At 70.5% G+C, this 21,819-nt stretch carries 16 protein-coding genes; 8 read left to right on the top strand and 8 right to left on the bottom strand.

What is annotated here, in order from left to right; all coding sequences use genetic code 11:
• Window positions 1–105 precede the first annotated feature (105 nt).
• A complete protein-coding gene (gene arc / locus ACZ6J5_RS23485; protein WP_469394512.1) occupies window positions 106–1,872 on the bottom strand; it encodes a proteasome ATPase in 1,767 nt (588 codons plus the stop codon).
• Between the two features lie 253 nt (window positions 1,873–2,125).
• Here arc and ACZ6J5_RS23480 point away from each other — a divergent pair, with 253 nt between their 5' ends.
• Entirely contained in the window at window positions 2,126–2,437 is a 312-nt protein-coding gene (locus tag ACZ6J5_RS23480) for a ferredoxin (protein WP_469394510.1), read from the top strand.
• 43 nt (window positions 2,438–2,480) lie between these two features.
• Here the strand turns inward: ACZ6J5_RS23480 and ACZ6J5_RS23475 are convergent, their stop codons facing one another.
• The 3 genes from ACZ6J5_RS23475 to ACZ6J5_RS23465 all read right to left on the bottom strand — a co-directional run bounded on the left by ACZ6J5_RS23475 (window position 2,481) and on the right by ACZ6J5_RS23465 (window position 5,316).
• Window positions 2,481–3,041, bottom strand: coding sequence for a hypothetical protein (locus tag ACZ6J5_RS23475; RefSeq protein WP_469394508.1), 561 nt, complete (start codon window positions 3,039–3,041; stop codon window positions 2,481–2,483).
• A gap of 235 nt (window positions 3,042–3,276) precedes the next feature.
• The gene (locus ACZ6J5_RS23470) at window positions 3,277–4,164 is read right to left on the bottom strand and encodes a tRNA (adenine-N1)-methyltransferase (protein ID WP_351661952.1); all 888 of its coding nucleotides are present in this window, start codon (window positions 4,162–4,164) and stop codon (window positions 3,277–3,279) included.
• A gap of 18 nt (window positions 4,165–4,182) precedes the next feature.
• Window positions 4,183–5,316 (bottom strand): site-2 protease family protein, encoded by a 1,134-nt coding sequence (locus ACZ6J5_RS23465; protein ID WP_469394745.1) that lies wholly within the window; start codon window positions 5,314–5,316, stop codon window positions 4,183–4,185.
• 183 nt (window positions 5,317–5,499) lie between these two features.
• On the opposite strand from ACZ6J5_RS23465, the gene ACZ6J5_RS23460 reads away from it, so the two are divergent.
• Together ACZ6J5_RS23460 and ACZ6J5_RS23455 are read left to right on the top strand one after the other, a co-directional pair.
• The gene (locus ACZ6J5_RS23460) at window positions 5,500–6,378 is read left to right on the top strand and encodes a RecB family exonuclease (protein WP_469394505.1); all 879 of its coding nucleotides are present in this window, start codon (window positions 5,500–5,502) and stop codon (window positions 6,376–6,378) included.
• 53 nt (window positions 6,379–6,431) lie between these two features.
• Complete coding sequence (locus ACZ6J5_RS23455) at window positions 6,432–7,103, top strand: response regulator (RefSeq protein ID WP_132914643.1); 672 nt, start codon at window positions 6,432–6,434, stop codon at window positions 7,101–7,103.
• Between the two features lie 118 nt (window positions 7,104–7,221).
• On the opposite strand, the gene ACZ6J5_RS23450 is transcribed toward ACZ6J5_RS23455, so the two are convergent.
• From ACZ6J5_RS23450 to metH, 4 genes are all read right to left on the bottom strand, one after another.
• Window positions 7,222–8,805 carry an ABC transporter substrate-binding protein gene (locus ACZ6J5_RS23450; protein ID WP_469394503.1) on the bottom strand — a complete coding sequence of 528 codons (1,584 nt, stop codon included), beginning with the start codon at window positions 8,803–8,805 and terminating at the stop codon, window positions 7,222–7,224.
• Window positions 8,806–8,874: 69 nt separating this feature from the next.
• The gene (locus tag ACZ6J5_RS23445; protein WP_469394501.1) at window positions 8,875–10,464 is read right to left on the bottom strand and encodes an ABC transporter substrate-binding protein; all 1,590 of its coding nucleotides are present in this window, start codon (window positions 10,462–10,464) and stop codon (window positions 8,875–8,877) included.
• Between the two features lie 476 nt (window positions 10,465–10,940).
• Window positions 10,941–11,648: an HAD family hydrolase gene (locus tag ACZ6J5_RS23440; RefSeq protein WP_469394499.1), complete on the bottom strand. Its 708-nt coding sequence runs from the start codon at window positions 11,646–11,648 to the stop codon at window positions 10,941–10,943.
• 133 nt (window positions 11,649–11,781) lie between these two features.
• Window positions 11,782–15,300, bottom strand: coding sequence for a methionine synthase (gene metH, locus ACZ6J5_RS23435; protein ID WP_469394497.1), 3,519 nt, complete (start codon window positions 15,298–15,300; stop codon window positions 11,782–11,784).
• A 242-nt stretch (window positions 15,301–15,542) separates the two neighbouring features.
• Here metH and ACZ6J5_RS23430 point away from each other — a divergent pair, with 242 nt between their 5' ends.
• From ACZ6J5_RS23430 to ACZ6J5_RS23410, 5 genes are all read left to right on the top strand, one after another.
• Window positions 15,543–16,307 carry an IclR family transcriptional regulator gene (locus ACZ6J5_RS23430; protein WP_469394495.1) on the top strand — a complete coding sequence of 255 codons (765 nt, stop codon included), beginning with the start codon at window positions 15,543–15,545 and terminating at the stop codon, window positions 16,305–16,307.
• A 276-nt stretch (window positions 16,308–16,583) separates the two neighbouring features.
• A complete protein-coding gene (locus tag ACZ6J5_RS23425; protein ID WP_469394493.1) occupies window positions 16,584–17,369 on the top strand; it encodes an MIP/aquaporin family protein in 786 nt (261 codons plus the stop codon).
• 35 nt (window positions 17,370–17,404) lie between these two features.
• Window positions 17,405–18,934, top strand: a complete 1,530-nt coding sequence (glpK, locus tag ACZ6J5_RS23420) for a glycerol kinase GlpK (RefSeq protein ID WP_469394491.1) — start codon at window positions 17,405–17,407, stop codon at window positions 18,932–18,934.
• A 16-nt stretch (window positions 18,935–18,950) separates the two neighbouring features.
• Entirely contained in the window at window positions 18,951–20,555 is a 1,605-nt protein-coding gene (locus ACZ6J5_RS23415) for a glycerol-3-phosphate dehydrogenase/oxidase (RefSeq protein WP_469394490.1), read from the top strand.
• A 153-nt stretch (window positions 20,556–20,708) separates the two neighbouring features.
• Complete coding sequence (locus ACZ6J5_RS23410) at window positions 20,709–21,770, top strand: LLM class flavin-dependent oxidoreductase (protein ID WP_469394488.1); 1,062 nt, start codon at window positions 20,709–20,711, stop codon at window positions 21,768–21,770.
• The last annotated feature ends 49 nt before the right edge of the window (window positions 21,771–21,819 follow it).

Here is a 21,819-nt window from a genome sequence, read left to right as displayed (position 1 = left end):
GCCTGGAGCGGCCTCGTGTGTACGGGGAGATCAGAAGCGGTTCGGTGAGTGGAACGCACCGGCTGCGGACGTCCGGTTCCGGACACCCGCAGCCGGTGCGTGTTCCTACAGGTACTGACCGGTGTTCGCCACCGTGTCGATGGAGCGGCCGGTGTCCGCGCCCTGCTTTCCGGTGACGAGGGTGCGGATGAAGACGATCCGCTCGCCCTTCTTGCCGGAGATCCGGGCCCAGTCGTCGGGGTTGGTGGTGTTGGGCAGGTCCTCGTTCTCCTTGAACTCGTCCACGCAGGCCTGGAGGAGGTGGGAGACGCGGATGCCCTTCTGGTCGTGGTCGAGGAAGGCCTTGATGGCCATCTTCTTGGCCCGGTCCACGATGTTCTGGATCATCGCGCCGGAGTTGAAGTCCTTGAAGTACAGGACTTCCTTGTCGCCGTTGGCGTACGTGACCTCGAGGAAGCGGTTCTCCTCGCTTTCCGCGTACATCTGCTCGACCACGGACTGGATCATCGCGTGGGCGGCCGCCGCCTTCGAGCCGCTGTGCTCGGAGAGGTCGTCGGCGTGCAGCGGGAGGGTGGCGGTCAGGTACTTGGCGAAGATGTCCTTGGCCGCCTCCGCGTCCGGACGCTCGATCTTGATCTTCACGTCGAGCCGGCCGGGCCGCAGGATCGCGGGGTCGATCATGTCCTCGCGGTTGGAGGCGCCGATGACGATGACGTTCTCCAGGCCCTCCACGCCGTCGATCTCGGCGAGCAGCTGCGGGACGATGGTGTTCTCCACGTCCGAGCTGACACCGGATCCGCGGGTGCGGAAGAGGGATTCCATCTCGTCGAAGAAGACGATGACGGGGGTGCCCTCGCTCGCCTTCTCCCGGGCACGCTGGAAGACGAGGCGGATGTGCCGCTCGGTCTCGCCGACGTACTTGTTGAGGAGCTCGGGGCCCTTGATGTTGAGGAAGTAGGACTTCCCCGCGGGCTGGCCGGTCACCTCGGCGACCTTCTTGGCGAGGGAGTTGGCGACGGCCTTCGCGATCAGCGTCTTGCCGCAGCCGGGCGGGCCGTAGAGCAGGATGCCCTTCGGGGGCCGCAGCTCGTGCTCCTTGAAGAGGTCGGGGTAGAGGTAGGGCAGCTCGACCGCGTCGCGGATCAGCTCGATCTGGTTGCCCAGGCCGCCGATCTTGTCGTAGTCGACGTCCGGGACCTCTTCGAGGACGAGCTCCTCGACCTCGCTCTTCGGGACCACCTCGTAGACGTAGCCCGACCTGGGTTCCAGGAGCAGGGCGTCGCCGGGGCGGATGGTGATGTCGAGGAGCGGTTCGGCGAGCCGGACCACCCGCTCCTCGTCGGTGTGCCCGACGACCAGCGCGCGCTCGCCGTCCTCGAGGATCTCCTTGAGGGTGACGATGTCGCCGGCGCGCTCGAATTCCATGGCCTCGACCACGTTGAGCGCCTCGTTGAGCATGACTTCCTGGCCCCGCTTGAGCTCGTCGAGCTCGACGCCGGGGCTCACGTTCACCCGGAGCTTGCGGCCCCCGGTGAAGATGTCGCACGTGCCGTCCTCATTGGCCTGCAGGAAGACACCGAAGCCGGCCGGCGGCTGTGCGAGCCGGTCGACCTCCTCCTTGAGGGCCACGATCTGGTCGCGGGCCTCGCGGAGCGTATGGGCGAGCCGCTCGTTCTGCGCGGACACACCGGCCAGGTTCGTCTGCAGCTCGACGATCCGCTCCTCGAGAATCCTCGTGTGTCGCGGAGAGTCGGCGAGCTTGCGGCGCAGGACGGCGATTTCCTGCTCGAGATAGGCAACCTGGCCGGCGGGGTCCTCAGACCCCCGCCCCGGCCGGATGCCGCGGTTGATGTCGTCGTCGTGGGCTGCCACGGTCCTCACCTCCTCCAAGGGGAGCTGGACGCTTCCTGACCCTACCTGGGTGGGTGATGATTGAAACCCCTAGATCAAAAAGACTCCGGGGTGTGTCCGATCTTCACCCTTGCGCTTCCCCTCACGCCAGGGGAATACCCACCGCCGGACAATGCAAAAGCGGGCGGTTGTATCGTCGTGGGTGGTCAACACCCGTCGGGCTTGGCCGGACTTACCCGCGGCCCGGCCGCGCGACGCAGAAACGGCAGGAGATATGACCGTGCAGCACGAGGCCCCGGCCACGGCCGCCGACGAGGCGCTGGAGGTCTGGATCGACCAGGACCTGTGCACCGGGGACGGGATCTGCGTGCAGTACGCGCCCGAGGTCTTCGAGCTGGACATCGACGGGCTCGCTTATGTGAAGAGCGCGGATGACGAGCTGCTCCAGGAGCCGGGGGCGACGACCCCCGTGCCGCTGCCGCTGCTGATCGATGTCGTGGACTCCGCGAAGGAGTGCCCGGGCGACTGCATTCATGTGCGGCGGGTCGCGGACGGCGTCGAGGTGTACGGCCCCGACGCCGGGTGACGGCGCGCTGAGGCCGGGGCGCCGTCCCGCGCGGGGCGGCGGTTCAGGCCGCGCGGGGCTCCCCCTGGGTGCCCCGTACGAAGACTCCGCCCTTCCAGCGCCAGGTCACGTCCTCGCTCTGGTCGGGGCAGCAGCTCGGGACGTCGGGTGACGAGTAGCCGAGCAGGGTGGCGCGTACGACTCCGTCGCGTACGGCGAAGGCGCTGACGGTCTTGAGCTGCGCGGGCTCCACCAGGGTGGCGACGACGCGTGCGGCGGGGGTGCCGGCGCCCTTGCCGTGGGTCAGTACGTAGATGCCGCTGGGCGGCGTTCCGGAGCCGGCTTCGCAGTGTACGACTGCGACGGTCTCGGGGTTCCCGTCCCCGTCGAGGTCCCCGGTGGCCCGCTGGGCGATCGTGCTGGGACCTCCCCCGCACTCCAGGGGGAAGTGCGCCGTGGTGGCGTCCGGGGCGGGTCTGGGGGCGGGGGCCGCGATGGCTCCGGCGGGGCCGGGCTGGAGCAGTCCGGCGAGGGCGACGACTCCGGCCATCGCGGTGGCGGTGGCCAGCCAGTGCACCGGACGGGCGCGGGTGTGCGCGAGGTCCGGGACGGCGGAGGGCTGCACGCGAGAAGTCTCCTGTGAGGGCGGCGCGAAAGGAGTTGCGGGCATCGTGCCACACGTCACAGGAGGGCGGAACAGCCGGGGTCGGACGGGGGCAGACGGGGTGGGACGGGCCGGGGCCGTGCGGGCGGGCCGGGCTCGGGGCACCGGACCGGGAGGCGCGAACATGAAGGTGCCGCCGCCGACTTCCGTGCCCGGGGGCGGGAAGTCGGCGGCGGCACGCCTGCGTTCGGAGGTGTCAGCCCTTGTTGGGGCCGTCGTAGTCCTCGCCGTAGGCGCCCTTGGAGGGACGGCGGCGGCGCATCGGGGGCTCGACGCCGTCCGCCAGGCGGCGGGCGGTGACGAGGAAGCCGGTGTGGCCGATCATGCGGTGATCGGGGCGCACGGCCAGGCCCTCGACGTGCCAGTTGCGGATCATGGACTCCCAGGGCTGCGGCTCGGCGTAGCAGCCGAACTCGCGGATGGACTCCACGGTGCGGGCGAGCTGCGTGGTGGTGGCCACGTAGCAGCACAGGATGCCGCCGGGCACGAGGGCCTTGGAGACGGCCTCCAGGCACTCCCAGGGGGCCAGCATGTCGAGGATGACGCGGTCGACCTCGGTGTCGGACAGGTTGTCCTGGAGGTCGCCGACGGTCAGCTGCCACGCGGGGTGCGGGCCGCCGAAGTAGCGCTCGACGTTGCCCTTGGCGATCTCGGCGAAGTCCTCGCGGCGCTCGTAGGAGTGCAGCATCCCGCTGTCGCCGATGGCGCGCAGCAGGAAGGAGCTGAGCGAGCCGGAGCCCACACCGGCCTCGACGACACGCGCGCCGGGGAAGATGTCGGCGAAGGCCAGGATCTGCCCCGCGTCCTTGGGGTAGACCACGGCGGCGCCGCGGGGCATGGACAGGACGTAGTCGGGGAGCAGGGGGCGCAGCGCGAGGTAGGCGACGTTTCCGGTGGTACGGACAACGCTGCCCTCGGGGGCGCCGATCAGTTCGTCGTGCGGGAAGGAACCCTTGTGGGTGTGGAAGTTCTTTCCCTCTTCGAGCGTGAACGTGTAGTGACGGCCCTTGGGGTCGGTCAGCTGAACCTGGTCCCCGACCTTGAAGGGCCCGCGTCGGCGGGCGGCACCGGTCGGTTCGGACATGTGAACAGAGTACCGGGGTTACGAGGAGGGTCGTGCCATGGCCTTGACGAAGGCCTTCTCGACGTCGGCGGTGGAGAGCACGCCGTAGATCTGGCCGCCGTCCTCGACGACGAGGTACTCGGTGGCGGGGCTGGCGCGCAGGTGGTCGAGGAGCGGCTGGCCGGCCAGTTCGGCGGGGACCTTCATGCCCTCGGTGAGGTCCTGGGCGAGGGCGCTGACGGCGACCCAGGGGCGGCGGTGCTGGGGGACGCCGGCGATGGCGCTCTCGCGGACGAGGGCGGTCGGGGTGCCGTGGCCGTCGACGACGACGAGCGCGCGGGCGCCGGCCTCGTTGGCGCGGCGCAGGGCCTCGGAGAGGGGGGTGGCGGACTCGACGGGGACGGCGCGCCGGGTGAGGGCGCGGGCGCCCAGGTCGGGGAGGTGTTCGCGGAGCCGGGCCATGCGCAGGCTGTTGCCGGCGCCGGTCCAGATGATCGCGGCGAGGATGGCGGCGAGCAGGGCGTCGGTGACGGTGGTGAAGCCGGAGATGTCCTCGGTGGAGTTGCCGAGCGCGCCGGTGCGGGTGAGCAGCGGGAGGCCGATGAGGACGGTGACGGCGAGGGCGCGGCCGATCCAGGCGGCGGCGACGGTGCCGGTCATGGCGTTGCCGGTGAGCTTCCAGACGACCGCGCGGAGCATCCGGCCGCCGTCGAGGGGGAGGCCGGGCAGCAGGTTGAAGACGGCGACGATCAGGTTGGAGATCATCAGGCCGCCGAGGAGGACGCCGGGGACGGTGCCGGGTTCGACGGCGTAGAGGCTGAGGTAGAAGATCCCGGCGAGGACGAGGGAGAGCAGCGGGCCGACGAAGGCGAGGAGGAATTCGCGGCCGGGGGTCTCGGTCTCCTTCTCGATCTCGGAGACGCCGCCGAAGAACTGGAGCTGGATGCGGCGCACGGGGAGCTTGAAGCGGAGCGCGGCGAGGGTGTGGGCGAGCTCGTGGACGAGCACGGAGGCGTAGAAGGCGATCGCGAAGAACAGCGAGACCAGGTAGCGGGCTGCGCCGAGCTCGGGCAGGACGCGTTCGATCTGGTCGCCGAAGACCCAGGTGATGAGGGCGGCGACCAGGAACCAGCTGGGCGCGACGTAGACGGGCACGCCGAAGGGCCGGCCCATGAGGATGCCGCCGCCCGGCTCCTCGGTCCGCTGCGGCTTGGACTCGTCCTGGTTCACGGGTTCCTTTCGTCGCCGAGCTGCGTGGCCCGCGTCACTCGGTCACGGATCGATCATGCAGCGCGACGGGGGCCTGAGTCGATGGTATTCCGCTCGCTGTCGGTGGCGGGTCGTAGGGTCTGAGTCATGAGTACGAGCGAGCAGGCGCCGGCGGAGCCCCGGACGCCCACGTCGTTGTCGCCGTCGCGGGCGAGCGACTTCATGCAGTGTCCCCTGCTGTACCGGTTCCGGGTGATCGACCGGCTGCCGGAGAAGCCGAGCGAGGCGGCGACGCGCGGGACGCTGGTGCACGCGGTGCTGGAGCGGCTCTTCGACGCGCCGGCGGTGGAGCGGACGGCGCCGCGGGCCAAGGCGCTGGTCCCGGGGCAGTGGGACCGGCTGCTGGGCTCCCGGCCCGAGCTGGCGGGGCTGTTCGCGGAGGATCCGGGGGGCGAGCGGCTGGCGCGCTGGCTGACGGAGGCGGAGGCGCTGGTCGAGCGCTGGTTCACGCTGGAGGACCCGACGCGTCTTGAGCCGGTCGAGCGCGAGATGTTCGTGGAGACGGAGCTGGAGTCGGGGCTGCGGCTGCGCGGGGTGATCGACCGGGTGGACGTGGCGCCGACGGGCGAGGTGCGGATCGTCGACTACAAGACGGGCAAGGCGCCGCGGCCGGAGTACAGCGAGGGCGCGCTGTTCCAGATGAAGTTCTACGCGCTGGTGATCTGGCGGCTGAAGCGGGTGGTGCCGCGCCGGCTCCAGCTGGTCTATCTGGGCAGCGGTGACGTGCTGACGTACGACCCGGTGGAGGCGGATCTGCTGCGGGTGGAGCGCAAGCTGCTCGCGCTGTGGGAGGCGATCCGGCTGGCGACGGAGTCGGGCGACTGGCGGCCTCGGCCGACGAAGCTGTGCGGCTGGTGCGATCACCAGGCGGTGTGTCCGGAGTTCGGCGGCACTCCCCCGGTGTATCCGCTGCCGGTGGTCCCGGCGCGTGCGGCGGCGCCGGAGGCACCTGGTGAGGCCGGGTAGCGGCTCAGGGCAGAATGGGCCGTGTCCCGCCCGTCCCGTGAAGGAGTTCCCTCGTGGCCATCCGCGTCCTCCTGGTCGACGACCAGCCCCTGCTGCGCACCGGTTTCCGGATGATCCTGGAGGCGGAGCAGGACATCGCGGTGGTCGGTGAGGCCGGTGACGGTCTGCAGGCGCTGGACCAGGTGCGGGCGCTGCAGCCGGACGTGGTGCTGATGGACATCCGGATGCCGCGGATGGACGGGGTGGAGGCGACCCGGCAGATCACCGGTCCGGGCCGTGACGGGCCGGCGAAGGTGCTGGTGCTGACGACCTTCGACCTGGACGAGTACGTGGTGGAGGCGCTGCGGGCGGGGGCCAGCGGCTTCCTGCTGAAGGACGCCCCGGCGACGGAGCTGGTGCAGGCGATCCGGGTGGTCGCGGCGGGCGAGGCGATGCTGGCGCCGTCGATCACGCGCCGGCTCCTCGACAAGTACTCGGCGCATCTTCCCTCGGGCGAGGAGCAGGTCCCGGACACGCTGAACACGCTGACCGACCGCGAGGTCGAGGTGCTGAAGCTGGTGGCCCGCGGTCTGTCGAACGCGGAGATCGCGGCGGACCTGTTCGTGAGCGAGACGACGGTGAAGACCCATGTGGGCCATGTGCTGACGAAGCTGGGGCTGCGCGACCGGGTGCAGGCGGCGGTGTACGCGTACGAGAGCGGTCTGGTGCGTCCCGGGGCGCAGTAGCGCTTCCCGCACGCGTCCCCCGGATTCCCGGATCTCCCGGATCTCCCGGATCTCCCGGCGGGGTACGCGGAGGGGCCCGGCGCGCCTGACGCGTGCCGGGCCCCTCGCCGTTCGGGTGTCAGTTCTTCTTGATCTCCCAGAAGCGGAAGACGGTGGAGGCGTCCAGGGTCCACTCCAGGCCGGTGACGTTGTCGCGGACGACGGCGTACTGCTTGCCCTGCCAGAGCGGGAGCATGGGGAGCTCGTCGGCGACGATGTCCTGGATCTTGCCGAAGTCCTGGGCGGTGGCGGAGCGGTCCGCCGCGGCGGCGGTCTTCGGGATGAGGGTGCCGGTGACGGCGGCGTTCTCGTAGTGGTTGCCGAGGACGTTGTCCTTGCCGAAGAAGGGCGCGGTGAAGTTGTCGGCGTCGGGGTAGTCGGGGACCCAGCCCTTGACGTAGACGCCGTACTTGCCGGCGGCGATGTCCTTCTCGTACTGCTCGTACTCGACGGACTTGACGTCGGTGTCGAAGAGGCCGCTGGCGTTGAGCTGCCCGGCTATCGCCTTGAGCTCCTGGTCGGTGGCGGGGCCGAAGCGGCTGGGGGTGGACCAGAGGGTGAGCTTGACCTTGCCCTTGACGCCGTCGGCGCGCAGGGCCTTCTCGGCCTTGGCCTTGTCGGGGCTGCCGTAGGTGTCGAAGAAGGCGGTGTTGTGGCTCGCGATGCCCGCCGGGACGATCGAGTAGAGCGGGGTGGCGGTCGACTTGTAGACGTCCTGGACAAGCGCCTCGCGGTCGACGAGGTGGGCGATGGCCTTGCGGACGGCGAGCTTGCCGACGACCGGGTCCTTGACGTTGAAGACGAGGTGGTGGACCTCGGCGCTGCTGCCCTGGACGATCTCGATGCCCTTGTCGTCCGTGGTCTCGGAGGTTTCGAGGGCGGCGATGTCGGCGGCGGCGAGGCCCCGGTAGGCGACGTCGATCTCGTTGGCGGCGAGCGCCTTGGAGAGGGCGGCGCGGTCGCCTCGGAAGAGCTTGAGGGTGACGCCGTCGTTCTTGGCCTTGGCCTCGCCGTGGTAGCCGGGGTTGACGGAGAAGACGGCCTCGGTGTCGCTGATCGAGTCGAGCCTGTACGGGCCGGAGCCGATGGCCTTGCCGTCGGTCCGCAGCGAGCCGTCGGCGTACTCGCGGTGGTCGACGATGGAGCCGGCGCCGGAGGCGATCTTGCTCGGGAAGGTGGCGTCCGGGACCTTGAGCTTGAAGACGACGGTCCGCTCGTCGGGGGTCTCGATGGTGTCGATGGTCGAGAGCAGCGGCGCCGGGCCGGAGGGGTCGTCGATCTTCAGGGCGCGCTCGAAGGAGAACTTGACGTCCTCGGAGGTGAGCGGGTTGCCGTTGGAGAACTTCAGGCCCTCGCGCAGGGTGCAGGTGTAGACCCTGCTGCCGGCGGCGAAGCCGCACTTGTCGGCGGCGTCGGGCTCGGGTTCGGAGCCGCCCTTGGGGAAGGCGAGCAGGGACTGGAAGACGTTGTTGAACAGCAGCCAGGAGCCGGGGTCGTAGCCGGCGGCGGGGTCGGTCGCCAGGATCTCGTCCGACATGCCGACGCGGACGGAGTCCCCGGAGCCGCCGGTGCCGCCGCCCTGTTCGGTGCCGCAGCCGCTGAGCATCGCGGCGGCGAGCCCCGCGGCGAGCGGGGCCGTCAGCCACTTGTTGTGTGCCTTCACAGAACTTGCCCTCTTGATCTCTTGCCAGGCCGGCCGCGCAACGGCTGCGCGGCCGGTACAACGAAGGGGTCAGGCGGTGCCGCGGCCGAGCTCCCACAGGAGCAGGTCGGAGGAGGTGTTCAGCGCCCACTCGACGCCGGTGACGTCGTCGCGCGCGGCGACGTACTGCTTGCCCTGCCACAGCGGCAGGACGGGGACGTCCTTGGCGACGATCTCCTGGATCTGCTCGAAGACGGGGGCCGCGGCGGTGCGGTCGGCCTGGCGGCGCGACTGCGGGATCAGCCGGTCACGGACGGACTGGTTGACGTAGGGGGTGTTGAGGAAGTTGTCGCTGTCGAGGAACGGGGCGACGTAGTTGTCCGGGTCCGGGTAGTCGGGGAACCAGCCGAGGCCGTAGACGGCGTAGTCGCCGCGCTTCTGGGCCGGGCGGAACCGGGACCACTCGGTGCCCTGGATCTGCGTGTCGAAGAGGCCGGTGGCGTTCAGCTGGCCGCGCAGGGCCTCGAACTCCTTGGCGGTCTCGGCGCCGTAGTGGTCGGTGGTGTAGTGCAGGGTGATCTTGACGGGCGTCTTGACGTCCGCGTCGCGCAGGATCTTGGCGGCCTTGGCCTTGTCCGGCTCGCCGTACGTGTCGATGAACGAGGTGGAGTGCCCGGTGATGCTGGAGGGGATCAGCGAGTACAGCGGCTGCGCGGTGGGTCCGTAGACCTCGCTGACCAGGGCACCTCGGTCGATGACGGAGGCCATGGCCTGCCGGACGGCCTTGTCGCCGACCGAGGGGGCCTTGGTGTTGAAGGCGAGGTAGCGGATCTCCAGGCCGGGGACCTCGGTGAGGTCGATGCCGTCCTTCGGCTTCTCGGTGAGGTCCTTGATCTGCGACTGCGACATGGTGCGGGCCATCATGTCGATGTCGGCCTTCTCCAGCGCGGTGTCCATGCGGGAGGCGTCCTCGAAGGGGCGCAGCTCGACCTTGTCGTTGCGCAGGGTGATGTCGCCCTTGTACTTCGGGTTCTTGGTGAAGACGAACTTCGTGACGGTGTCGCCGTCGCGCTCGGCCTTCATCGTGTACGGGCCGGAGCCGTCGACGTCGAAGCCCTCGCGCAGCCGCCTGCCGTCGTACTTGGCCTTGCTGAGGATGCCGGCGACGGGGGTGGAGAGCTTGTACGGGAAGGTCGCGTCGGGCGTCTTCAGGTGGAAGACGATCTCGCGGTCGCCCTGGGTCTCGACGGTGTCGATGTTGGAGAGCAGGGCGGCGGTGCCGTTGTCGGACTTGATGGCGATCACGCGGTCGATGGAGAACTTGACGTCCTCGGCGGTGATCGCGGTGCCGTCGGCGAAGCTGAGGCCCTCGCGGAGCTTGCAGCGGAAGCTCTCGCTCTGCTTGTCGGAGAAGCCGCAGCTCTCGGCCGCCTCGGGGACCGGCTGGCCGCTGCCGCGCGGGACGTGCATGAGCGTCTGGACGGTCTGCCGCAGGACGTTCCAGGCACCGGTGTCGTAGGCGAACGCCGGGTCGAGCGGGGCGGGCGCGTCCTCGGTCGCGACGAACTGGTCCGTGGTGCCCACGACGATGGCTCCGCTCTTGTCCCCTCCACCACAGGCGGCGAGCAGGGGGGTGAGCAGTGCGGCCGTGAGCGGCAGCACCAGGGTCTTGCGGTTCATCAGGGACGTTCTCCTCATCCGGCCCCGGGTGACGGCCGGCACTGGGTACAGCGGCATCGTTCGCTCCGCCGGGCCGCCCGGTCGGGGCGGCGGCGATCGGGCCGGGAAGGGATGCGATCGGTCCTGCGTGCGCGGCGGCTCGGGTGGGCGCCGGGGCACGCGGAGGGTGCGGCGGAGTACTCGTAGGAGATTAGTGCGCCGGGCTGCCGCCGGAGGACGCCGGAGGGCGCCGCGATCACCGCACAGTGATCATGAATGCGGCGGCATCGATAATCATGCGGCGGCATGTTTCGTGCGTGACCGATCGAAACGGGACACATGGGCGCACGGGAATCGTCATGTTCCGGACACGGCCCGGCCGAGAACGACCCACCCGTCGGCACTCTGCGTGACCAAGGTCACGCAGGGCCCTTTTCGGACATTGAACCTCAAATAAAGCTCAGATCCGGGGCCAGGGAACCGGGCCCCGGAGAGCGTCAGGAGGTCGCCGGAGAGGCGATCAGGGTACGAAGGAAGGGCACGTCGACCTCCTCCAGCGAGCGCACCACGACCCGGCCCGCGGAGGGCGCGATCGGGGCGACGGAGGGCACCGCCACGACCCGGCAGCCGGCCGCCTCGGCCGCGGCCACACCGGTCGCGGTGTCCTCGATGACGGCGCACAGCCCGGGCTCGGCGCCCACCCCGGCGGCGGCGGTCAGATACGGCTCCGGGTGCGGCTTCGTCCGGCCGACCTCGTCGCCCGCCACGGTCAGCGCGAAGCGGTCGCGGCCCAGCGAGTGCAGCACCTTGTCGATGATCCGGCGGTGCGAGGCGGAGACCAGCGCGGCCGGAATGCCATGCCTGCCCAGCTCCGCGAGCAGCCGCTCGGCACCCGGCATCAGCGGCACGCCCTGGCCGATGCGCCGCTCGAACTTCTCGTTCAGCAGGACGGAGAGCTCCTCCAGGGTGATGTCGGCGCCGGTCGCCTCGATGAGGTAGCCCGCGCTGCGGGTCATCGGGCCGCCGACGACGATCTCCTTCCAGGCGGTGTCGAGCCGGTGCCCGAGGTCCGCGAAGACCTCCACCTCCGCGTCCCACCAGAAGCCCTCCGTGTCGACGAGGGTGCCGTCCATGTCGAGGAAGACCGCCTGCAGGGCGGAGCTGCCGTTGGCACGGAACAGGGACGCGGGGACCGTACTGGTCATCCGGACACCTCCATCGGGAGACGAGAAGGCCGGCCGCCCACCCCGGTACGGGGGTAGGGCGACCGGCCTCTGCACTGGACCGACCAGTGTACGTCTCACTCACTCCGGACGCAGGGATTTACCCCCGCACCGGTCACCGGGCGTTGAAGTACTTCGCCTCCGGGTGGTGCAGCACGATCGCGTCCGTGGACTGCTCCGGGTGGAGCTGGAACTCCTCGGAGAGGTGCACCCCGATCCGCTCGGGCTCCAGGAGCTCGGCGATCTTCGCCCGGTCCTCCAGGTCCGGGCAGGCGCCGTAGCCCAGCGAGAAGCGGGCACCTCGGTACTTGAGGGCGAACATGTCCTCGACGTCCGCCGGGTCCTCCCCGCCGAAGCCGAGCTCGGCGCGGACCCGGGCGTGCCAGTACTCGGCGAGCGCCTCGGCCAGCTGCACGGACAGGCCGTGCAGCTCCAGGTAGTCGCGGTAGGAGTCGGAGGCGAAGAGCTTGGCCGTGGCCTCGCCGATCCGCGAGCCGACGGTGACGACCTGGAGGCCGACCACGTCGGTCTCGCCGGACTCCTCCGGGCGGAAGAAGTCGGCCAGGCACAGGCGGCGGCCACGGCGCTGGCGCGGGAAGGTGAAGCGGGTCCGCTCGTTGCCGGAGTCGTCGAGGATGATCAGGTCGTCGCCCTTGGAGACGCAGGGGAAGTAGCCGTGCACGACGGCGGCCTCCAGCAGGTTCTCCGTGTGCAGGCGCTCCAGCCAGCCGCGCAGCCGGGGCCGGCCCTCGCTCTCCACCAGCTCCTCGTACGTCGGGCCGTCGCCGGTCCGGTTCTGCTTGAGGCCCCACTGGCCCTTGAAGAGCGCGCCCTCGTCGAGCCAGCTCGCGTACTCCTTGAGCTGGATGCCCTTGACGACCCGGGTGCCCCAGAACGGCGGCGTCGGTACGGGGTTGTCGACGGCCACGTCGGACCGGCCGCCCGGCTCCGGCTCGTCGACCTGGAGGGCGGCGGTGCCCTTGGCGACCCGGCGCTGCTTGAGCTCCGGCAGGGTCGCGCCGGGCACCCCGCGCTTGACCGCGATGAGGGCGTCCATCAGGCGCAGGCCCTCGAAGGCGTCGCGGGCGTAGCGGACCTCGCCCTGGTAGACCTCGTGCAGGTCCTGCTCGACGTACGCGCGGGTGAGCGCGGCGCCGCCGAGGATCACCGGGTACTTGGCCGCCAGCTCGCGCTGGTTCAGCTCCTCCAGGTTCTCCTTCATGATCACGGTGGACTTCACGAGGAGGCCGGACATGCCGATGACGTCGGCGCTGTGCTCTTCGGCGGCCTCCAGGATCGCGGAGACCGGCTGCTTGATGCCGATGTTGACGACGTTGTAGCCGTTGTTGGACAGGATGATGTCGACGAGGTTCTTGCCGATGTCGTGGACGTCGCCCCGGACGGTCGCGAGGACGATGGTGCCCTTGCCCTCGGCGTCCGACTTCTCCATGTGCGGCTCCAGGTAGGCCACCGCGTTCTTCATGACCTCGGCGGACTGGAGCACGAACGGGAGCTGCATCTGGCCGGAGCCGAAGAGCTCGCCCACGGTCTTCATGCCGTCGAGCAGGATCTCGTTGACGATCTCCAGGGCGGGCCGCTCTTCGAGCGCCGCGTCCAGGTCGGCCTCCAGGCCGTTCTTCTCGCCGTCGATGATCCGGCGCTTCAGGCGCTCCTCCAGCGGCAGCGCCAGCAGCTCCTCGGCCTTGCCGGCCTTGAGCGACTTGGTGGTGGCACCCTCGAAGAGCGCCATCAGCTTCTGCAGCGGGTCGTAGCCCTCGGCACGCCGGTCGTAGATCAGGTCGAGGGCGGTGGTGACCTGCTCCTCGTCGAAGCGGGCGATCGGGAGGATCTTCGAGGCGTGCACGATCGCCGAGTCCAGGCCCGCCTTCACGCACTCGTCGAGGAAGACCGAGTTCAGCAGGATGCGGGCGGCCGGGTTGAGGCCGAAGGAGATGTTGGACAGGCCCAGGGTCGTCTGGACGTCCGGGTGCAGCCGCTTCAGCTCGCGGATCGCCTCGATGGTCGCGATGCCGTCCTTGCGGGACTCCTCCTGACCGGTGCAGATGGTGAAGGTCAGGGTGTCGATGAGGATGTCGGACTCGAGGATGCCCCAGTTGCCCGTCAGGTCGTCGATCAGGCGCTCGGCGATGGCGACCTTGTGCTCGACGCTGCGGGCCTGGCCCTCCTCGTCGATGGTGAGGGCGATCAGCGCGGCGCCGTGCTCCCGGGCGAGCCGGGTGACCTGGGCGAAGCGGGACTCGGGGCCGTCGCCGTCCTCGTAGTTGACCGAGTTGATGACGGCGCGGCCGCCCAGCTTCTCCAGACCGGCGCGGATGACCCCGACCTCGGTGGAGTCGAGGACGATCGGCAGGGTGGAGGCGGTGGCGAAGCGGCCGGCCAGCTCGGCCATGTCGGCGACGCCGTCGCGGCCCACGTAGTCGACGCAGAGGTCGAGCATGTGCGCGCCCTCGCGGATCTGGTCGCGGGCCATCTCGACGCAGTCGTCCCAGCGGGCCTCCAGCATCGCCTCGCGGAACTTCTTCGAGCCGTTGGCGTTGGTGCGCTCGCCGATCGCCATGTACGAGGTGTCCTGGCGGAACGGGACGGTCTGGTAGAGCGAGGCGGCACCCGGCTCGGGGCGCGGCTCGCGGACCGGCGGGACCAGCCCGCGGACCCGCTCGACGACCTGGCGCAGGTGCTCGGGGGTGGTGCCGCAGCAGCCGCCGACCAGGCTGAGGCCGTAGTCGCCGACGAAGTTCTCGTGGGCGTCGGCCAGCTCGGCGGGCGACAGCGGGTAGTAGGCGCCGTCCTTGGTGAGGACGGGGAGACCGGCGTTCGGCATACAGGAGAGGGCGATCCCGGCGTGCCGGGCGAGGTAGCGCAGGTGCTCGCTCATCTCGGCGGGGCCGGTGGCGCAGTTCATGCCGATCATGTCGATGCCGAGCGGCTCCAGAGCCGTGAGCGCGGCGCCGATCTCGGAGCCGAGCAGCATGGTGCCGGTGGTCTCGACGGTGACCGAGGTGATGAGCGGGACCCGGTAGCCGGCGACGTCCATGGCCCGGTGGGCGGCGATGATCGAGGCCTTGGTCTGGAGCAGGTCCTGGGTGGTCTCGACGAGCAGCGCGTCGGCGCCGCCGGCGAGCAGGCCCTCGGCGTTCCGCTGGTAGGCGTCGCGGATCGTGACGTAGTCGACGTGGCCCAGGGTGGGCAGCTTGGTGCCGGGGCCCATGGAGCCGAGCACCCAGCGCTGCTGCCCGGTGGTCCGGGTGAACTCGTCGGCGGCCTCGCGGGCGATCCGGGCGCCGGACTCGGAGAGCTCGTGGATGCGGTGGGCGATGTCGTACTCGCCGAGCGCGGAGAAGTTGCAGTTGAAGGTGTTGGTGCCGACGCAGTCGGTGCCGACGGAGAGATAGGCGTCGTGGACCGAGCGGACGATGTCCGGGCGGGAGACGTTGAGGATCTCGTTACAGCCTTCGAGCTGCTGGAAGTCCTCCAGGGAAGGGTCCTGGGCCTGGAGCATGGTGCCCATCGCGCCGTCGGAGACGACGACCCGGGAGGCGAAGGCCTCGCGGAGGGCGTCGGCCCGCTCGGCGGCGGTCGCGGGGGCGGCGGCGGAGGTCGGCGACGAGGCCATGGATGAAGCTCCCTGGGATGCGACGGCTGTCGGCTTTGCGCTCCCGGTGGAGAACGCACGGGGTCAGACTAACCGCGCCGGTGCCGGGGTGGACATCGGGTTCCACAAGCTGGACTGCATCCTGTGTGCGAGGACTCCCGGTCCGCCTCGTCGTGCACGACACTGTCTTATGTGACGCGAGGTCGGCATCGACCGATAGTGTTCAGCATTGTCGAACAGTATGTGAGGAGAAAGGCCGGGCGATGGCGAAGAACATCCAGTCGCTTGAACGGGCGGCGGCGATGCTGCGACTGCTCGCGGGCGGCGAGCGCCGGCTCGGCCTGTCCGACATCGCCTCCTCCCTCGGGCTCGCCAAGGGCACGGCGCACGGCATCCTGCGCACCCTCCAGGCCGAGGGCTTCGTGGAGCAGGACCCGGCCTCCGGCCGCTACCAGCTGGGCGCCGAGCTGCTGCGCCTCGGCAACAGCTATCTGGACGTGCACGAGCTGCGCGCGCGGGCGCTGGTCTGGACGGACGACCTGGCCCGCTCCAGCGGCGAGAGCGTCCACCTGGGCGTGCTGCACCAGCAGGGCGTGCTGATCGTCCACCACGTCTTCCGGCCCGACGACAGCCGCCAGGTGCTGGAGGTGGGGGCCATGCAGCCGCTGCACTCCACGGCCCTGGGCAAGGTGCTGTCGGCGTACGACCCGGTGGCGCACAGCGAGGCGGTGGAGGTCGCGCGGGAGCCGTTCACGCCCCGGACGGTGACCGCGCTGGCGGACTTCGAGTCGCTGCTGGACCTGACCCGGGCGCGCGGCTGGGCGGCGGACGTGGAGGAGACCTGGGAGGGCGTGGCCTCGGTGGCCGCGCCGATCCACGACCGGCGCCGGATGCCGGTGGGCGCGGTGGCCATCACGGGCGCGGTGGAGCGGGTGTGCGCCTCGGGCGAGCTGCGCTCCGAGCTGGTCGCGGCGGTGCGGGACTGCGCGCGGGCGGTCTCCCGGGACCTCGGGGCGGGCCGCTTCTGACCCCACGGCGACGGGCGGCCATCTACGTCCGAACACGACTGAACCCGTCGGTAACGATCGCGTTATCGGCGGGTTTTTCGCACCCGCAACCCTTGACGCGCTGTTAACCCTGGCGCAAAACTTCCGTTCATCGGTCGGCATTGTCGAACAGCTACCGGCAATACGCGCTAGGGTGTGACAGTGCCAAGGGCCGGCAACGCCCTCACCACGAGGGCGCGGACCACCGGAGGGACCCGGGGTTCGCCTTCCCCTGGACGAAGGACAAAGGAGTCGCGGGTGTCCAGCTCCGACATCTTCATCGGCGAGACCATCGGTACCGCCGTACTCATTCTGCTCGGCGGCGGTGTCTGCGCCGCCGTCACGCTCAAGAGCTCCAAGGCCCGCGGCGCGGGCTGGCTCGCGATCACCTTCGGGTGGGGCTTCGCCGTCATGACGGCCGTGTACATGACCGCTTCCCTCTCCGGGGCCCATCTGAACCCCGCCGTGACGGTCGGTATCGCGATCAAGGACGGGGACTGGGGCAACGTCCCCGTCTACCTCGCCGGGCAGCTCCTGGGCGCGATGATCGGTGCGGCACTCGTCTGGATCGCCTACTACGGGCAGTTCCGGGCCCACCTGACCGACCCCGAGCTCGTCGCGACCCCGCACGAGGAGGGCATGGTCGACCAGAAGGCCGCCCCCGGCGCCGGTCCGGTGCTCGGGATCTTCTCCACCGGCCCCGAGATCCGCAACACCTGGCAGAACCTGGCCACCGAGATCATCGGCACCGTCGTGCTGGTCCTCGCCGTGCTCACCCAGGGCCTCAACGACAGCGGCAAGGGCCTCGGCGTGATCGGCGCCCTGATCACCGCCTTCGTCGTCGTCTCCATCGGCCTCTCGCTCGGCGGTCCGACCGGCTACGCGATCAACCCGGCCCGTGACCTCGGCCCGCGCATCGTGCACGCCCTGCTCCCGCTCCCGAACAAGGGCGGCTCCGACTGGAGCTACGCCTGGATCCCCGTCGCCGGTCCGCTGATCGGTGGAGCCATCGCCGCGGGTATCTACAACATCGCGTTCGCCTGAGCCGTCCTTCTTCCAGACTTCCCTTGGAGTACACCGTGACCGACGCACACACCGCCGGCCCCTTCATCGCGGCCATCGACCAGGGCACCACCTCGTCGCGCTGCATCGTCTTCGACAAGGACGGCCGGATCGTCTCCGTCGACCAGAAGGAGCACGAGCAGATCTTCCCGAAGCCGGGCTGGGTCGAGCACGACGCCACCGAGATCTGGGCCAACGTGCAGGAGGTCGTCGCCGGCGCCATCGCCAAGGCGGGCATCACCTCGGCCGACGTCAAGGCGATCGGCATCACCAACCAGCGCGAGACCACGCTGATGTGGGACAGGAACACCGGCGAGCCGGTGCACAACGCGCTCGTCTGGCAGGACACCCGCACCGACGCCCTGTGCAAGGAGCTCGGCCGCAACGTCGGCCAGGACCGCTTCCGCCGCGAGACCGGCCTGCCGCTCGCCTCGTACTTCTCCGGCCCCAAGGTCCGCTGGCTGCTCGACAACGTCGAGGGCCTGCGCGAGCGCGCCGAGCGCGGCGAGATCCTCTTCGGCACCATGGACTCCTGGGTCATCTGGAACCTGACCGGCGGCACCGAGGGCGGCGTGCACGTCACCGACGTCACCAACGCCTCCCGCACCCTCCTGATGAACCTCCACGAGATGGCCTGGGACGAGCGCATCCTGCACTCGATCGACATCCCCGCCGCCGTGCTCCCCGAGATCCGCTCCTCCGCCGAGGTGTACGGCACGGTCAAGGGCGGCGTCCTCGACGGCGTCCCGGTCGCCTCCGCGCTCGGCGACCAGCAGGCCGCCCTGTTCGGCCAGACCTGTTTCGCCGAGGGCGAGGCCAAGTCCACCTACGGCACCGGCACGTTCATGCTCATGAACACCGGCGACAAGATCATCAACTCCTACAGCGGCCTGCTGACCACGGTCGGCTACCAGATCGGCGACGCCAAGCCGGTCTACGCCCTGGAGGGCTCGATCGCCGTCACCGGCTCCCTGGTGCAGTGGATGCGCGACCAGATGGGCCTCATCAAGTCCGCCGCCGAGATCGAGACGCTCGCCTCCTCCGTCGAGGACAACGGCGGCGCCTACTTCGTCCCGGCCTTCTCCGGGCTCTTCGCCCCGTACTGGCGCTCCGACGCCCGCGGCGTGATCGCCGGTCTCACCCGGTACGTCACCAAGGCGCACATCGCCCGTGCCGTCCTGGAGGCCACCGCCTGGCAGACCCGCGAGATCACCGACGCCATGACCAAGGACTCCGGCGTCGAGCTCGCCGCCCTCAAGGTCGACGGCGGCATGACCTCCAACAACCTGCTGATGCAGACCCTCTCCGACTTCCTGGACGCCCCCGTCGTGCGTCCGATGGTCGCCGAGACCACCTGCCTCGGCGCCGCCTACGCCGCCGGGCTGGCCGTCGGCTTCTGGCCCGACACCGACGCGCTGCGCGCCAACTGGCGCCGGGCCGCCGAGTGGACCCCTCGCATGGACGCCGACAAGCGCGACAGCGAGTACAAGAACTGGCTCAAGGCCGTCGAGCGCTCCATGGGCTGGCTCGAAGCAGAAGAGAACTGACGAGGAGTAATTCGCGATGACCACCCTGCAGAGCCTCCCCTCCCTGGGGATGCACCCGGCCGCCGGTTCCCTCCCGACCCGCGCCGAGACCAGAGAGCAGCTGTCCAAGGCGACGTACGACCTCCTGGTGATCGGCGGCGGCATCCTGGGCATCTCCACCGCCTGGCACGCCGCGCAGTCCGGGCTGCGGGTGGCCCTCGTGGACGCCGGCGACTTCGCCGGCGCCACCTCCTCCGCCTCCTCCAAGCTCCTCCACGGCGGTCTGCGCTACCTGCAGACCGGCGCGGTCAAGCTCGTCGCCGAGAACCACTTCGAGCGGCGCGCGGTCTCCCGCCAGGTGGCCCCCCACCTGTCCAACCCGCTCACCTTCTACCTGCCCGTCTACAAGGGCGGCCCGCACGGCGCCGCCAAGCTGGGCGCCGGCGTCTTCGCGTACAGCGCCCTGTCCGCCTTCGGCGACGGCGTCGGGCACCTGCTCTCCCCCGCCAAGGCCGCCCAGGACGTCCCGGAGCTGCGCACGGAGGACCTCAAGGCCGTCGCCGTCTACGGCGACGACCAGATGAACGACTCCCGCATGGCCCTGATGACGGTCCGCGCCGCCGTCGAGTCCGGCGCGGTCGTGCTCAACCACGCCGAGGTCACCGGGCTGCGCTTCACCCGGGGCCGGGTCACCGGCGCCGAGCTGAAGGACCGGCTCGACGGCGAGGAGTTCGGCGTCAGCGCCCGCCTGGTGCTGAACGCCACCGGTCCCTGGGTGGACCGCCTGCGCACGATGGAGGACCCCAACGCGGCCCCCTCCATCCGCCTCTCCAAGGGCGCGCACCTGGTCCTCAAGCGCACCTCCCCGTGGAAGGCGGCGCTCGCCACCCCCATCGACAAGTACCGCATCACCTTCGCCCTCCCCTGGGAGGACATGCTGCTGCTCGGCACCACCGACGAGGAGTACGAGGGCGACCCGGGCGAGGTCGCGGTCACCGAGAAGGACACCGCCCAGATCCTGGACGAGGCCGCCTTCTCCATCCGCGACCAGCAGCTCGACCGCTCGCTGATCACCTACGCCTTCGCCGGTCTGCGGGTGCTGCCGGGCGGTCCCGGCGACACCTCCAAGGCCAAGCGCGAGACGGTCGTCACCGAGGGCCGCGGCGGGATGCTGTCGGTGGCCGGCGGCAAGTGGACCACCTTCCGCCACATCGGCCGCACCATCATGAAGAAGCTGGAGGCCCTCCCCGGCCACCCGCTCGGCGACTCCTACGAGCCGGTGTCGACGCTGCCGAAGCGGCTCCCGCTGCCCGGCATAGCCAACCCGAACGCGGTCGCCCACCGCCTCCTCGTGGACGGCCCGGCGCCCGGCCCGCGGATGTCCGCCGACACCGCCAGGCACCTGGCGACCCACTACGGCTCGCTCGCCTTCGACATCGCCCGCATGGCGAACGAGAACCCCGAGCTCGCCCAGCGGGTCCACCCGGACGCCCCGGAGATCTGGGCCCAGGTCGCCTACGCCCGCGACCACGAGTGGGCCGAGACCGCCGACGACGTGCTGCGCCGCCGCACCACGCTCACCATCCGGGGCCTCGCGACGGACGAGATCCGCGGCAAGGTCGAGGACATGCTGCGCAAGTAGCCCGCGCCGCACCCGCGGGGTAAGGGGCGGTCTCCCTGGAGACCGCCCCTTACGCGTGCCCCCGCGCGGGCGGGCGCGGACCCCTGTGCCCGCCCGGGCGCGCCGCCACATCGCCGCCACAACGCCGCAACACTGCGCGCGCAGAGTGGCAGCATGAAGTTTCAGGTGCTCTCCCTCATCGGCCATCTCCCCCACCCCCTCACCGGCGAACTCGACGCCCCCGCGGACCGGTTGGAGCAGGTCCTGGCCGTCGGCGAGGCCGCCGAACGGCTCGGCTTCGACGCGTACTCGATCGGTGAACGGCACACCGGCCCCTTCCTCTCCTCCAGCCCCTCCGTGCTGCTCGGCGCGCTGGCCGCCCGCACCTCCCGGATCCGGCTGCTGACCGGCGTCACCGTCGTCGCCGTCCTCGACCCGGTCCGGGTGGCCGAGGACTTCGCCACCCTCGACCTGCTCTCCCGGGGCCGGGTCGAGCTGGTCGTCGGCAAGGGCGCGGAGGCCGGCCACTTCGACCTCTTCGGCCTGGACGAGGACCGGCAGTGGGACCTCCAGAAGGAGCGCTACGAGCTGCTGCGCCGGCTGTGGACCGAGGAGGGCGTCGACTGGGAGGGCGAGTTCCGCCCTCCGCTGAAGAACGTGACCACCGTGCCCCGCCCGTACGCGGGGGCGCCGCGCGTCTGGCACGGCTCGGCCACCAGCCTCAACTCCCCCGAGCTCGCCGCGAAGCACGGCGACCCGCTGTTCACCGCCAACGCCATCCAGCCGCGCGAGGCGTACGCGAAGCTGATCGCCCACTACCGGGAGCGCTTCGAGGCGTACGGGCACGACCCGAAGGACGCGCGGGTGGCGGCGGGCTCCGGCGGGCTGCTCATCGCCGACACCCACGAGCGGGCCGTCGCCCGCTACAAGGAGCTGTACGAGGCGCGCACCCGGCAGAACTTCCGCCCGCACCTGGCGGGCCGGGCCGGTTACAACACGCCCTTCGTCACGATCGAGGAGGCCATCGCGGGCGGACCGCAGCTGATCGGCTCGCCGCAGCAGGTCATCGACAAGATCCTCGGCTATCACGAGGTGTACCGGCACGATCTGCAGTCGGTCACTGTCGACGCCTTCGGCCAGTCCACCGCCGAGCAGATCGAGACCCTGGAGCGCTTCGCGGAGGAGATCGCCCCGGTGCTGCGGAGGGAGGCCCCGAGCACGCTCTGGGAGGAGTGAGCCGGCACGCGTGCCGACGCGGGTTCCTGGGTAGTCGATCAACGGCCGG

This window comes from Streptomyces sp. NPDC042100 (assembly GCF_055582325.1).
The sequence above is the reverse complement of the archived record's forward strand: the minus strand, read 5'-3'. Positions and strand labels throughout refer to the sequence as shown.